Source organism: Frigoribacterium sp. PhB116 (genome assembly GCF_004364285.1).
GTDB lineage: Bacteria > Actinomycetota > Actinomycetes > Actinomycetales > Microbacteriaceae > Frigoribacterium.
The window spans coordinates 178,429-191,785 of sequence record NZ_SOBE01000004.1; the positions used below are offsets into that span (position 1 = coordinate 178,429).

At 74.2% G+C, this 13,357-nt stretch carries 11 protein-coding genes; 6 read left to right on the forward strand and 5 right to left on the reverse strand.

The annotated features are described in order from the left end of the window. The first annotated feature begins 350 nt into the window (after nucleotides 1–350). Complete coding sequence (locus tag EDF20_RS13465) at nucleotides 351–620, forward strand: GlsB/YeaQ/YmgE family stress response membrane protein (protein ID WP_123546987.1); 270 nt, start codon at nucleotides 351–353, stop codon at nucleotides 618–620. A 60-nt stretch (nucleotides 621–680) separates the two neighbouring features. Here EDF20_RS13465 and EDF20_RS13470 read toward each other — a convergent pair whose 3' ends face one another. After that, on the reverse strand, nucleotides 681–1,706 hold the full coding sequence (locus EDF20_RS13470; protein ID WP_133739013.1) for a LacI family DNA-binding transcriptional regulator: 1,026 nt from the start codon (nucleotides 1,704–1,706) through the stop codon (nucleotides 681–683). A 161-nt stretch (nucleotides 1,707–1,867) separates the two neighbouring features. On the opposite strand from EDF20_RS13470, the gene EDF20_RS13475 reads away from it, so the two are divergent. The 4 genes from EDF20_RS13475 to EDF20_RS13490 all read left to right on the forward strand — a co-directional run bounded on the left by EDF20_RS13475 (nucleotide 1,868) and on the right by EDF20_RS13490 (nucleotide 7,602). Further along, entirely contained in the window at nucleotides 1,868–3,154 is a 1,287-nt protein-coding gene (locus EDF20_RS13475; RefSeq protein WP_133739058.1) for an extracellular solute-binding protein, read from the forward strand. 109 nt (nucleotides 3,155–3,263) lie between these two features. Beyond that, nucleotides 3,264–4,184 carry a sugar ABC transporter permease gene (locus tag EDF20_RS13480; protein WP_243833501.1) on the forward strand — a complete coding sequence of 307 codons (921 nt, stop codon included), beginning with the start codon at nucleotides 3,264–3,266 and terminating at the stop codon, nucleotides 4,182–4,184. Then, the gene (locus EDF20_RS13485; protein WP_133739015.1) at nucleotides 4,181–5,122 is read left to right on the forward strand and encodes a carbohydrate ABC transporter permease; all 942 of its coding nucleotides are present in this window, start codon (nucleotides 4,181–4,183) and stop codon (nucleotides 5,120–5,122) included. The genes EDF20_RS13480 and EDF20_RS13485 overlap by 4 nt, the downstream gene beginning before the upstream one ends. A 158-nt stretch (nucleotides 5,123–5,280) precedes the next feature. Then, a complete protein-coding gene (locus EDF20_RS13490) occupies nucleotides 5,281–7,602 on the forward strand; it encodes a glycoside hydrolase family 3 N-terminal domain-containing protein (protein ID WP_133739059.1) in 2,322 nt (773 codons plus the stop codon). A gap of 126 nt (nucleotides 7,603–7,728) precedes the next feature. On the opposite strand, the gene EDF20_RS13495 is transcribed toward EDF20_RS13490, so the two are convergent. From EDF20_RS13495 to EDF20_RS13510, 4 genes are all read right to left on the reverse strand, one after another. Next, nucleotides 7,729–9,198, reverse strand: a complete 1,470-nt coding sequence (locus EDF20_RS13495; RefSeq protein ID WP_133739016.1) for a hypothetical protein — start codon at nucleotides 9,196–9,198, stop codon at nucleotides 7,729–7,731. A gap of 43 nt (nucleotides 9,199–9,241) precedes the next feature. Beyond that, nucleotides 9,242–10,861, reverse strand: coding sequence for a PepSY-associated TM helix domain-containing protein (locus EDF20_RS13500; RefSeq protein ID WP_133739017.1), 1,620 nt, complete (start codon nucleotides 10,859–10,861; stop codon nucleotides 9,242–9,244). After that, nucleotides 10,858–11,661: a YcnI family protein gene (locus EDF20_RS13505; RefSeq protein ID WP_123546981.1), complete on the reverse strand. Its 804-nt coding sequence runs from the start codon at nucleotides 11,659–11,661 to the stop codon at nucleotides 10,858–10,860. Before EDF20_RS13505 ends, EDF20_RS13500 begins: the two co-directional genes overlap by 4 nt. A gap of 123 nt (nucleotides 11,662–11,784) precedes the next feature. Further along, nucleotides 11,785–12,414 (reverse strand): hypothetical protein, encoded by a 630-nt coding sequence (locus tag EDF20_RS13510; RefSeq protein ID WP_123547356.1) that lies wholly within the window; start codon nucleotides 12,412–12,414, stop codon nucleotides 11,785–11,787. A gap of 77 nt (nucleotides 12,415–12,491) precedes the next feature. Between EDF20_RS13510 and EDF20_RS13515 the strand changes: the two genes are divergently transcribed. After that, nucleotides 12,492–13,229 carry an SDR family NAD(P)-dependent oxidoreductase gene (locus EDF20_RS13515; protein ID WP_133739018.1) on the forward strand — a complete coding sequence of 246 codons (738 nt, stop codon included), beginning with the start codon at nucleotides 12,492–12,494 and terminating at the stop codon, nucleotides 13,227–13,229. The last annotated feature ends 128 nt before the right edge of the window (nucleotides 13,230–13,357 follow it).

Here is a 13,357-nt window from a genome sequence, read left to right on the forward strand (position 1 = left end):
TCACCCCATCGGGGGGTGCCTCGGCTCCGAAGACATGCCCGGGTGTTCCCTAGGCACCCTGCGCGGCTCGCGGCCGCGCGCCTCCGGGAGCCCGAACTCCCGGCGGACGCCGAGAGCCCCGACTCTCGGCACGGGCTCCTGCGTCAAGGGCGACGCACGGGCCTGCCAGGGGGCTCGCCCGGGGCGCCGGCGCAGGACACCTGCCGTTCACCTACTCTTCGTCCGATCAGTGCACAAGGGGGTGTTCCTGACCAATTCCGGACAAAGCGCCTGGCTGGGAGCAAGCTGGTGGTCGACCTCGGGTCGCCTGCCCCGAAGCGGCCCCTCACCTTCTTACGAAAGGGCTCATCATGGGCTTCCTCGCCTTCATCCTCCTCGGCCTCATCGCCGGCGCCATCGCCAAGCTCATCCTCCCCGGCCGTCAGGGCGGCGGATGGCTCGCCACCCTCGTCCTCGGCGTGATCGGCGCCCTCATCGGCGGCTGGATCGGCGGCGCCGTGTTCGGCGTCGGCTACGACGGCTTCTTCTCCATCCAGAGCTGGCTCATCGCCATCGTCGGCGCCATCGTCGTCCTGCTCATCTGGGGCCTCATCACCGGTCGTCGCGGCGCCAAGCGCTGACTCGACCCGCAGCAACCGAAGGCCCCCGTCGCTCTGCGGCGGGGGCCTTCGCCGTCCCCGCTAGCGGCTCGCCGGCACCGGCACCGGCCCCGTCGTGCCGCGGACGACGAGCTTCGTCGGCAGCTGCACCTCGGGCCGGTCGATGACCCCGCCCTCGAGCAGCGTGAACAGCATGGTCGTGGCCACCGTCCCGAGGCGGTGCATCGGCTGCCGCACGGTCGTCAGCGCCGGCTGCTCCCGCGAGGCCTCGGGGATGTCGTCGAACCCGACGAGGCTGAGGTCGTCGGGCACGCGCAGGCCGAGCTCGTGGGCCGTGCGCAGCACGGCGATCGCCGACAGGTCGTTGGCCGCGAACACGGCGGTCGGGCGGTCGGCCGCCCTGACGTCGAGCAGCTCGCGGGCGGCACGGCGTGCGGCGCCCATCTCGAAGTCGCCGTCACGGGTCAGCGCGGGGTCGCGCACGATGCCCGCCGAGCGGAGCGCGTCGGCGTAGCCGGCCTCGCGCAGCGACGCGGAGCGCAGGTCGGGCCGCCCGGCGAGGAACCCGATGCGCCGGTGCCCCAGGGAGACGAGGTGCTCGACCGCCTGCACCGCGCCTCCTCGGCTGTCGGCCTCGACGCTCGGCAGGTCGGCACGCCCCTTGTGCGGGTCGACCGCGACGACCGGCACGCTCGTGGTCGTCGTCAGGACCGACGGGGTGACGAGGATCGCGCCGTCGATGAGCGTGCCGCTGAGGCGGCTGAGCGAGCGACGCTCCCAGCCGTCGGCGCCGCCCTGGTGCGCGCCGCTGTAGGCCAGCAGGTCGTACTCGGCGCCGAGCTGGCGCACGGCGGTGCCGACGCCCTTGAGCACCTCCGAGCTGAACGGCTCGAAGTCGGCCACGAGCACGCCGATCACCCCGGTGCGGCGGGCCCGCATGCTGCTGGCGACCAGGCTCGACTCGTAGCCGAGCGCGTCGACGACGGCCATCACCTTCGCCGTCGTCTCGGGGGAGACCCCGTACCGGCCGTTGACCGCCTTCGAGACGGTCGCGAGCGAGACGCCCGCCGCCGCGGCGACGTCGTGGATGGTCGGACGGGCGTTCACGAGCGCGAGCCTAGCCCCGTCGAAATGGTTTTCGAAAACGTTTGACACCCCCTCTGCCATTTCTGACACTGGTCCGACGCAGCACATCGGAGCGCTGCGTCACGGGCCGACCACGGCCGCTCAACGACGAGGAACAGGTGGCAACGATGGCGAGCAAGACGATGACGACCCGACGACTCCTGGCAGGGTCCGCAGCCCTGCTGGTGGGAGCCGGGCTGCTGACCGGCTGCAGCGCAGGCGGCAGCGGAGGAGGTGCCGACGACGGCACCCTCACCCTCTGGCAGAACTCCACCACCGGTCCCGGCCAGGACTTCTGGACGAAGGCGGCGGCCGACTTCACGAAGGCGAACCCGGACGTCGCGATCGACGTCCAGACGGTGCAGAACGAGGACTTCGACAGCAAGCTGCAGACCGCCCTCAACTCGGGCGACGCCCCCGACGTGTTCCTGCAGCGCGGCGGCGGCAAGCTCCAGGCGATGGTCCAGGCCGGCCAGGTGAAGGACATCACCGACGGCATCTCCGACGACGCCCGCGCCGACATCAGCGAGGGCACGTTCGGCGCCGGCTCGATCGACGGCAAGGTCTACTCGATGCCGATCGCGGTGCTGCCCGGCGGCTTCTGGTACAGCCAGGACGTCTTCTCCGCGGCCGGCATCAGCACGCCCCCCACGACGATGGACGAGCTCGACGAGGCCGTCACGGCGCTGAAGGACTCGGGCACGCAGCCCGTCGCCCTCGGCGGCAAGGACGCCTGGCCCGCCGCGCACTGGTACTTCTTCTTCGCCCTGCGCGCCTGCAGCAGCGACACGCTGGAGCAGGCCGCGACCGACCGCGACTTCAGCGACCCGTGCTGGGTCGACGCGGCGCAGGACCTCGCCGACTTCCGCGACACCGAGCCCTTCAACGAGGGCTTCCTCACCACGGCCGCCCAGCAGGGCGCCGGCAGCTCGGCCGGCCTCATCGCCAACAAGCAGGCCGGCATGGAGCTGATGGGCGCGTGGGACCCGGGCGTCATCGCCTCGCTCACGCCCGACGCGAAGCCGCTGCCCGACCTCGGCTGGTTCCCGTTCCCCGCGATCGACGGCGGCGACGGCGAGCCCGGCGCGATCATGGGCGGCGTCGACGGCTACTCGTGCTCGGCCGGCGCACCCGACTCGTGCGTCGACTTCCTGAACTACCTGGCCACCCCCGACGTGCAGGAGGCCTACTACAAGGCCTTCAACGCACCTCCGGTGAACACGGTCGCCCAGGAGGCCGTCACGGAGCCGTACCTGCAGGAGGTGCTGGCCGCCTACAACGACGCCCCGTTCGTCTCGCAGTGGCTCGACACCGTCTACGGCCTCAACGTCGGCAACGCGATGAACGTCGCCGTGGTCGACCTGCTCTCGGGCGACGGCACGCCGCAGGAGTTCGTCGACGCCGTCGACGCGGCCGCCAAGAAGGCGTAGGCCCCTCGTGAGCCTCCGCGAACCCCCCGTGCGGCCCGCCGCACCAGCCGGGGCTCACGCCACCGCCGGGGGCGAGGCAGTCGCCTCGCCCCCGGCGGCCTCCCGGGCCGTGTCCCGGCAGGGGCGTGGTGCCCGCGGCCTCGAGATCGCGCTGCTGGTCGGACCGGCCCTCGTGGTCTTCCTGGCCTTCGTGGTCTTCCCGATCGTGATGGCCGCCTACTACGGCTTCTTCAGCTGGCAGGGCTTCGGCCCGCCGACCGACTTCGTCGGGTTCCGCAACTACCTGACGATCTTCCAGGACACGACGTTCCTCGACGCCCTGCGCCACAACGCCACGATCGTGGTGCTCTCGCTGGTGCTGCAGGGGCCCGTCGCGATCGGCCTGGCCCTGCTGCTCAACCGCAAGCTGCGCGGGCAGTCGCTGATCCGGGTGCTGATCTTCGTGCCCTACGTGATCAGCGAGGTCGTCGTCGGCACCGGCTGGAGCCTCATGCTCCAGGGCAGCGGCGCCGTCAACGACGTGCTGACGAAGGTCGGCCTCGGCGCCTTCACGCAGGACTGGCTCGCCGACCCGAGCATCGCCATCTGGACCCTGCTCGTCATCATCACCTGGAAGTACGTCGGCTTCGCCGTGATCCTGTTCCTCGCCGGCCTGCAGGGCGTGCCCGAGGAGCTCAGCGAGGCGGCGGCGATCGACGGCGCGAGCTGGTGGCAGATCCAGCGCCGCATCACGCTGCCGCTGCTCGGCCCGACCCTGCGCATCTGGGCGTTCCTGTCGATCATCGGCTCGCTGCAGCTGTTCGACCTCGTCTACATCATCTGGGGCCAGTACATCGCGGCCACCGCCGGCACGTCGACGATGGCGACGTACATGGTCGCCAACGGCCGCACCTCGGGCAGCTACGGCTACGGCAACGCCGTCGCCGTCGTGCTGTTCCTCATCTCGCTCGTCGTCGCCCTCTTCTACCAGCGCTTCGTGCTGCGGCGCGACACGGCCGGCGCCCTCACCACGTCAGGAGACGAGTCATGACCGCGAGCACCCTGCCCGCCCGCCCCCGCGGCGCGGCGGGCCCGGACGGCGGAGGCGCGGGCGCACCGGCGCGCACGCCCCGGTCCACGGCCGACCGGCCGACCCGCAGGAGGCGCGGCATCGCCGACCCCGGACGCGGCGTCGCGTACGTGGTCGCGGCGGTCGTCATCGTGGCGATGCTCGCCCCCGTGGCGTTCATCGTGATCGGCGGCTTCCGCACCAACGCGCAGATCACGACCGACCCCTCCGGGTTCCCGAGCCCCTGGCAGGTCGGCAACTACCTCGACGTGCTGACGGGCGGCACCTTCTGGCGGCAGGTCGGCAACTCGCTGATCTCGGCCGGCGCCACCACGATCGGCACGGTCGCCCTCGGCCTCGCCGCGAGCTACGTGCTGGCGCGCTACCGGTTCGCCGGGCGGGGAGTGCTCTACGCGCTCTTCGCCGCCGGGCTGATGTTCCCGATGACCGTGGCCATCACGCCGCTCTACCTCGTGATCCGCGACCTGGGGCTGACGAACTCGCTGGCCGGGGTGATCCTGCCGCAGATCGCCTTCGCGCTGCCGACGACGATCATCATCCTCGTGCCGTTCCTCCGCGCGATCCCCGACGAGATCGAGGAGGCCGCGTTCATCGACGGCTGCAGCCGACTCGGCTTCTTCTTCCGCATGGTGGTGCGCCTGTCGCTGCCGGGGGTGATCACGGTCGGCATCCTCGCCTTCATCGGCGCGTGGAACTCGTACCTGCTGCCGCTGTTCATCCTCAACGACCCGTCGACGTTCACCCTGCCGCTCGGCGTGCAGGCGTTCTCGTCGCAGTACTCGGTCGACACGGCACGGGTGCTCGCCTTCACGGCGCTGTCGATGCTGCCCGCGCTGATCTTCTTCAGCCTGTTCGAGCGCCGCATCGTCGGCGGCCTGACGGGGGCGGTGAAGGGATGACCATCGAGATCCAGCACGAGACGGATCGCCACGGGGACGACGGCCGGCCCGACGGGCGTGCCGGGGGCCGCGTCGGGGGTCGAGCCGAGGAGGCGCGGGCCGCGACGAGCGCGACCGGTCTCGTCCTCAGCGACCGCGTCCGCCGCCTCCTCGACGACATGTCGCTCGACGAGAAGCTGGCCCAGCTGGTCGGCTGGTGGGTCGACCAGGGCGGCGGCGCCGTGGCGCCGATGCAGGGTGCGATGACCCCCAGCGACGACTACGGAGCGGCGACCGAGCACGGCCTCGGGCACCTGACCCGGGTCTACGGGACGCGACCGGTCGACCCGGTGCAGCGCGCCTCCTGGCTGTGGGAGGAGCAGCGCCGGCTGCGCACCGAGACGCGTCTCGGCATCCCGGCGATCGTGCACGAGGAGTGCCTGACGGGCCTCGCCGCCTGGCAGGCCGCGACGTTCCCGACGCCGCTCGCGTGGGGCGCCTCCTTCGACCCCGACCTCGTGGAGCGGATGGCGGCGCTGATCGGCGGCTCCATGCGCGAGCTCGGCGTGCACCAGGGCCTCGCGCCGGTGCTCGACGTGGTCCGCGACCCGCGGTGGGGGCGCGTCGACGAGTGCATCGCCGAGGACCCGTACGTCGTGGGCACCGTCGGCACCGCGTACGTGCGCGGCCTCCAGTCGGCCGGGGTGCACGCCACGCTCAAGCACTTCGTCGGCTACTCGCTCTCGGACGCGGGCCGCAACCACGCCCCCGCGAACGTCGGGCCGCGCTACCTCGCCGACGTGCTGCTGCCGCCGTTCGAGATGGCCGTGCGCGACGGCGGGGTGCGCTCGGTGATGAACTCGTACGCCGAGGTCGACGGCGTGCCCGTCGGGTCGACGCCCGAGTACCTGACCGACCTGCTGCGCGGCGAGTGGGGCTTCGACGGCGTCGTCGTGTCCGACTACTTCGCGGTGGCGTTCCTCGAGGTCATGCACGCCGTCGCCGCCGACCGCGGCGAGGCCGCCGCGCTCGCCCTCGAGGCGGGCATCGACGTCGAGCTGCCCACCGGCGACGCCTACCTCGCCCCGCTCGCCGAGCGCGTGCGGGCCGGGCTGGTCGACGAGACGCTGGTCGACCTCGCGGTCGCCCGCGTGCTCGCGGAGAAGGAGGAGCTCGGCCTGCTCGATGAGGCCGCGCTCGACGCCGCGGAGGCAGCCGGGCCGCCGACCGAGATCGACCTCGACAGCCCGGCGCACCGCGCGGTCGCGCGCCGCCTGGCCGACGAGTCGGTCGTGCTGCTCACGAACGACGGGGTGCTGCCGCTCGGCGGTGGCGGTGGCGGTGGCGCCGGGGGCGGCGTCGACCCGAGCGCCGGCCCGGCCCGTGTCGCCTTGATCGGCCCGAACGCCGACAGCGCCGAGGCGCTGATGGGCTGCTACTCCTTCGTCAACCACGTGCTGGCGCACCACCCCGGGGTGCCCACGGGCATCGCGGTGCCGACCGTGGCGGAGGCCCTCCGCGAGGAGCTGCCCTCCGCCGAGCTCGTCGTCGTGCCCGGCTGCGAGGTCGAGGGCGCTCTCGACGCGGACGCCCGCTCGGGCATCGACGAGGCCGTCCGCGAGGCAGCGGCCTCCGACGTCGCCGTCGTCGTGGTCGGCGACCGCGCCGGGCTCTTCGGCCGCGGCACCGTCGGCGAGGGCAACGACGTCGAGAGCCTCGAGCTGCCGGGACCGCAGCGCGACCTCGTGGAGGCGGTCGTCGCCTCCGGCACCCCGGTCGTGCTGGTCGTGCTGTCGGGTCGTCCCTACGCGATCGGCTGGGCGGTCTCCGGGCCGTCCGCCCCGGCGGCGGTCGTGCAGGCGTTCTTCCCGGGGGAGGAGGGCGGCCCCGCGATCGCCGGCGTGCTCTCGGGCAGCGTCGTGCCCTCGGGCCGGCTGCCCGTCTCGCTGCCGCGGTCGGCCGGCGCGCAGCCGTTCTCGTACCTGCACCCGCCGCTCGGCGGCCCGAGCGAGGTGACGAGCGCCGACAGCACCCCCGTGCTGCCGTTCGGCCACGGTCTCTCGTACACGACGTTCGAGCGGTCGGGGCTCGCCGTCGAGGGTGCAGGCTCGGGCGCGGGCGAGGTGCCCGCAGGAGGCGCGTTCACCGCGACCGTGACGGTGCGGAACACGGGCGGCCGGGCCGGCGCCGACGTGGTGCAGCTCTACGCGCACGACGTCGTCGCCTCGGTGACCCGGCCGGTCGCGCAGCTGCTCGGCTACGCCCGGGTCGAGCTCGAGCCGGGGCAGGAGGCGCGGGTGACGTTCCACGTGCCCACGCAGCGTCTCGCGTTCAGCGACCGCCGGATGCGGCGCGTGGTCGAGCCCGGCGCCGTGGAGCTCTGGGTCGGTGCCTCGTGCGCCGAGCGCGAGACGCAGGCGGCGCTCGCGATCACCGGGCCGGTGCACCTCGTCGGTCTCGACGACGCCCGCGTGGTCGCGGTCGAGGTCGAGCTGCGCTGAGCCCGCTCGTGCGGGCGTTCGCTCGTGCGCTCGTGCGTGCGTGCCGAGCTGCACCCCTCGACCGGCGCTGCACCCCGTGATCCGGGGGTGTAGCGCCGGATCGGTGGCGTAGCTCGCGTCGGACGCTCAGCCCGCCCGCGGCTGGTGCCGGACGCCGGGGAAGCGCGCGTCGAGCTGCGCGTCGATCGCCTCCGCGAGGACGTCGCCGACATCGATGAACACCGTCTCGGCGGAGTCCGACATCGCCGACCCCAGAGGCTCGCCCCGGTCGAGTGGCTCGTCGCCCCCTGCGCCGACGAGCCCGCGCTGCACCAGCACCTCGACCGCGTCCACCAGCAGCCCGACGGTGTGGCCGTCCCGGCCGAGGGCGTCGAGCACGTCGCCCAGCACGAGGGGCGCCACGGCGTCGAGGGTGTGCGGCCACAGATCCTCCTGCTCCGGGTCGTCGAGCAGCTCCCACCACCCCGTCGTGAGCTGGTGGAGCAGGGCCGGCTCCACGGACGAGAAGAGGGTCCTCCAGGGCGGAGTCCCGGCCAGGTCCTGCAGCGACGTGGGCAAGCCGGGCGAGCTCCGGGCGACGGCGGCGCCGACCCGCGTCCGGGCGAAGGGCGTCGCGGTCCGGAGCTCGGCCCGTCGCTGCTCCGACTCGACGATCGCGGCGTACCAGGCGGGCAGGTGCTCCGGCGAGCGGGGGTGCGTCTCGAGGTCGGCGACCCACTCCGCGTCGCCGGGCCGCGCGTCCGCGGCACGCTCGGGCGCGCGCCAGCGGTCGGTCGCCTGCAGGTGAGTGTGCGGCCGCGTGTCGGGGTTGAGCCGCAGGTCGAAGGAGGCGTCCGGGAAGACGGTGAGGAACGCGCTCAGCCAGGCGCCCCGGGCCGGGTCGGTCGTGGTCTCCCGCAGCTCGCGGAGCAGGTCGTGGACCCTCGCCCCCACGAGCGGGTCGCCGCGGTGCACGGTGCCGTCACGCAGCAGCGTCGTGCCGGTGCTCCAGGAACTCCGGTCGAGCACGACGAACTCGTGGTCGGTCCGCGACCAGGGCAGGCCCCGGTGCGCGTCGACGACGTCCATGGCGAGCTGGCGGACGAGGAGGCGCGCCTCGCCGCGCGTCCCGGGCTCGAGCAGCTCGTCGTCCGAGCTCACGGGCCGCCGGACGGCCTTCGTCAGCCACGCCGGCGTGTGCCTGCGGGACCGGGGGAAGTCGGCGAGGTCCAGCACGAAGTCGCTGTCGTAGGGGAGCGGCGGCACCGGCCACGCGCCCGCGCGGGCGGTGTCGCGGAGGAACTCCGGCCGGCCGTCGTGGTCGTAGGAGAACGTCTCGTGCACCGTCTCGCCGGAGAGCCTCCGGCTCACGTGCAGCGACGCGACGAACCAGGCGCCCCGGTCGGCGTCGGCGGTCTCGCGGCGGAGGTCGACGAAGGTCGACCGCAGTTCGTCCGGCACCGGGACGAGCCGGCGCCCGTGCTGCGGGTGCGACGCGAAGATCCGGCAGGTCGTGATGCCGGCGACCTCGCCGAAGACGACGTCGAGGCCGTCCCACGGGACGCGGCCGGCCGCGCGTCGGGCCAGCTCGACGACGTCCTGTTCGAGGGGGTGCACGGACCCACGGTACCGACTGACCCGCCGGCGTGTCCCGGCACCGCTACGCGCGGGTCCGGGCCGCCGTCGCGAGAGCGTCGACCACGACGAAGACCACGAGCCCGAGGCCGACCATCGGCAGGAACAGCCCCACCACGAGGCCGACGGCGACGACCGCGACGAGGCCCTGCCACGGCGCGCGGACGAGGGCACCTGCGAAGGCCGGGCGTCCGGCACGGAGGCGGCCCGCGCCTCCTGCGGGGCCTCGCCGCCACCACATCAGGTAGCCGAGCACGACCATCGCGGCGACCCCGAAGGCCGTGACCACCAGGAGGAGCTGGTTCGGCAGGCCGAACATGGTGCCCATGTGAGTGTCGACGCCCCAGCGTGCCAGCTTCGCCATCAGCGGGTGGTCGGCGAAGTCGGTCCGGTCGACGACGGCGAGCGTCGCTCCGTCGACCGCCGTGGAGTCGACCTGGGTCGGCCAGCTCCGCTCGATCTCGGTCACGGTCCAGGCGCTGTCCGCGTCGGCGGGCGGCTTGATCTCGACGAGGCCGGTGTCGACGTTCACCGTGCGCGCGACGGCGAGCACGTCGTCGAACAGGGCCGGGTCGACGTCGGAGACGCCGGGGGCGGCCGCTCCGTGGTGACCGGCGTGGGGGTCGGCCGCGACGTCCGCGGCGTCGGGGGCAGCGCCTCCTGCGGTGCCGGTGGACTCCGCCGGCAGGGCGGTGTCGAGCGTGGGGGCGGTCCAGCTGAGTGCGGCGCGCAGTGCGGTGACGTTGTCGCCGGCGTGCTGGGACCAGGTGATGCCCGTCGCCGAGAGGAACAGCGCGCCGACCGTCAGCACGATGCCGACGGATGCGTGCCAGGAGAACAGCCGACGCAGGCCCGTCGCGCGCACGGCGGGCCGCACGAGGTCGCGCCGCGCCCGTGCACGGGCCTGTCCCGGCCCACGTGCGCGCAGGCGGCGGGCGATCCACAGGCCGAGGCCCGCCAGCACGACGACGCCGAGCCAGCTGGCGGCGAGCTCGCTGTAGAGACGGCCGACGTCGCCGAGCCCGAGGCTGCGGTGCAGGTCGGAGATCGTCGTGCGCAGCGGCAGCGACCCGCTCGTGCCGTAGACGGGCAGGTCGCCGCGGATCTCCGCCGTCGCCGGGTCGACGAAGATCGCCCGGGTCTGGCTCTCGATCAGGTCGTCGCCCGTGAAGAGCACCCGCGTGGTGTCGCCCGGCTCGGGTGCGGGACGCACGGCGACGAGCTCGCCGCCGTCCCCGACCACCCGCTCGGCTGCCTCGACCTGGTCGGCGAGCGGGAGTGCCGGCCCGGTGCCCGGAGCCGTCAGCTCGTCGGCGTAGACGACCTGCTCGAGCGTCGGCGCGAGCGCGTAGGCCGCACCGGTCAGGGCCGCGACGAGGATGAACGGCCCCACCACGATCGCCGCCCAGAAGTGCAGGCGCAGCAGCAGCGGGCCGAGCCAGCTGCCGATCCCGCCGGGTGCGACCCGTTCGGCGCGGGGCGCCGGGAGGGCGCCGGGTGCACCGAGCTCGCGAGCGGGGGTGCTGCTCTGCGTCTGGGCTGTTCCGTCACGTGCCGGATCGGCCGGGGGCGTGCGTGGTGCATCTGCTGTTCCGTCTCGTGACGGATCAGCGGGAGCGGGGACGGGAGGGGCGCTCGCGCTCATCGGCGGGCCTCCGCAGCGCGACGGCGCAGCGTCGTCGTGAGCAGGACGAGCCCGACGACTCCCACGACGAGGGCTCCCACGGCGAGGGCCCTGGCCGTCTCGTCGACGGGAACAGGTGCCGAGGAGGCGGCGGCCGCCTCCTGCGAGCCGGTCGGGTCGTCGGTGCTGCTGGCACCCGCTCCGCCGCCGTCCGCGTCGGTCAGGGTCAGGACGGGCGCCGGCGACGCGGGCTCCGCGTCGGAGCCCGGCTCGGCGAGCTCGACCCAGTCGTACGAGCCGACCTCGCAGGTCTGCACGGTGGGGAACGCGACGAGGTCGCCTGCCGCGCCCCCGACCGGGAGCAGGGCCGAGACGGCGACCGTGTCGCGGAAGCCGTCGGGGAGGGCGGAGCCCGGGGCGGCCGTCCAGGTGACCGTCGTGCCGGCGGCCGCTCCGCTGTCGGTGCTGGTGTCGGTGCCGGTCTCGGCGGTCTCGGCGGTGTCGACGGTCTCGGCACCGACTGCTGCGGCGGTCGGCGCCTCGGTGATCGACCAGCCGGGCTTGATCGTCGGCGTCACGGCCTGGACCTCGGCGGGGAACGTGACGGCCAGGGAGGTGGTGGGGGATCCCTCGCAGCCGTGGCCGACCGCGAAGGTGAGGACGCTGAGCGCCGCGGGGGCGGTCGACGAGGCCTCGAGCTCGACGTGGGCCTGGGCGGCGACGGGCCCGGCCAGCGCGAGGGCGAGCCCCGCGGCGGACGCCACGACGGCGCCGACGAGGCGGGTGCGGGCGAGGGAGGTGGTGCGGGCGCGTGGGCGCATGGAGATGTCCTTCGAGCAGGCGGGGCGGACCCCGCGGCGACAGGGGAGGCCGTCCGGGCCGGACCGGCGGGAGCGGTCGGGCACGCACGACGCCGCGCCCGCCGTCAGGAGGCGTGCGCGGCTCTAGGTCGTCGCCGGCGCGGGCGGCCCGCGAAGGGCTCGCGTGGTCGCGAGCAGCAGCGTGACGAGCGGTCGCGGGGCGCGCTCGACGCGCACGGCGCCGCGCGGCCGGTGCGGCACGACGAGCGCCGTCACGCGGACGACGAGCCGCACGAGCACCAGCCCCAGCGCGCGGACGAGCTGCCGCACGGCCGACGTCCCCACGCGGAGCGACGCGATCGTCACGAGACCGGCCACGACGTGCGCGCCGACCATGCTGCCGTCGTGGGCTCCGGCGGCGAGCTCGGGCAGGACGGCGGTCGCTCCGGGGAGGTGGTGGCCGGCATGGGCGCCGCCCGCGCCTCCTGCGGCCCCGTCGTCGGCCACCGGGGCCATCGGGGCCATTCCGCCCGCGAGCGTGAACACGGCGTGCAACAGGCCCTGGGTAGCCGCGACGGCGACGACGAGCCGGGGCAGCGTCACGCGCCGGCCGCCGAGCGCGAAGCAGACGAGCACGCTGACGACGACGGCGGTCCCGAGCAGCAGCGCGGGCGGGAACGTGCCGCCGCCGAGGGCGTGCGCGGCGGCCGTGACGAGGGTGCTGACGCCCGCGGACAGGGCGGCGCGCAGCATGCGCTGCCGGCGTGCGTCCACGGGGGCCTCCTGGGGGTCGGGCTCCACGGTAGCCGAGCGCGGGACGGTGTCGGGGGGCAGGGTGCAGGATGGGCCGCATGGCACACCTCCTCGTCACCGGTTCCTCCGACGGCCTCGGGCACGGCTCGGCCGCGGCCCTCCTCGAGCAGGGGCACGACGTCGTCGTGCACGTGCGGGGCGAGCAGCGGAAGGGGGCGGTGGCCGGCCTCCTCGAGCGGGGTGCGCGCCTCCTCGTCGCCGACTTCGGCGTGCGCGACGACGTCCTCCGCGCCGTCGCCGAGCTGAACGACGGCCCGGCCCTCGACGGCGTCGTGCACAACGCCGGCGTCTACTCGGGCGCGCCGCTGATCCCGGTCAACGTCGTCGCCCCGTACTTGCTCACCGCCCTGCTCGAGCACCCGACGCGGCACGTCTACCTCAGCAGCGGGATGCACCGCAGCGGCACCGCCTCCCTCGACGGGATCGACTGGGCCGGCGGGCGCGCGACGGGCAGCTACTCCGACAGCAAGCTGTTCGTCACGGCCCTCTCGGCCGCGGTGGCGCGTCGGTCGCCCTCCCTCTTCACCGCCTCCGTCGACCCCGGCTGGGTCGCGACGAAGATGGGCGGCCCCTCGGCCCCCGACGACTTCGAGCTGGGCCACCGCACGCAAGACCGGCTGGTCGTCGGTGAGGGCGCGGACTCCGACGTCAGCGGCGCGTACTGGCACCACGACCGGCAGCAGCAGCCCGAGGCGGCGGCGCTCGACGAGGCCTTCCAGGACGAGCTGCTCGTGGCGCTCGCCGAGGCGACCGGGGTCGAGCTCCCCGAGCGCTGATCACCCCGGCGTCGTGACAGACCCTCACTACCTCGCGATCGTCCGTCTTGGCAAGCCCCGGATCGGGGCTCCGACGACGCGTACGACGGGGACATGCCGATCCCCACACGCGGCTTCGCCCGCATCGT

Coding starts and splice junctions, on each gene's coding strand:
- EDF20_RS13465 (WP_123546987.1), top strand. CDS start 351: ATGGGCTTCCTCGCCTTCATCCTCCTCGGCCTCATCGCCGGCGCCATC.
- EDF20_RS13475 (WP_133739058.1), top strand. CDS start 1,868: ATGACGACCCGACGACTCCTGGCAGGGTCCGCAGCCCTGCTGGTGGGA.
- EDF20_RS13485 (WP_133739015.1), top strand. CDS start 4,181: ATGACCGCGAGCACCCTGCCCGCCCGCCCCCGCGGCGCGGCGGGCCCG.
- EDF20_RS13490 (WP_133739059.1), top strand. CDS start 5,281: ATGTCGCTCGACGAGAAGCTGGCCCAGCTGGTCGGCTGGTGGGTCGAC.
- EDF20_RS13500 (WP_133739017.1), bottom strand. CDS start 10,861: ATGAGCGCGAGCGCCCCTCCCGTCCCCGCTCCCGCTGATCCGTCACGA.
- EDF20_RS13505 (WP_123546981.1), bottom strand. CDS start 11,661: ATGCGCCCACGCGCCCGCACCACCTCCCTCGCCCGCACCCGCCTCGTC.
- EDF20_RS13515 (WP_133739018.1), top strand. CDS start 12,492: ATGGCACACCTCCTCGTCACCGGTTCCTCCGACGGCCTCGGGCACGGC.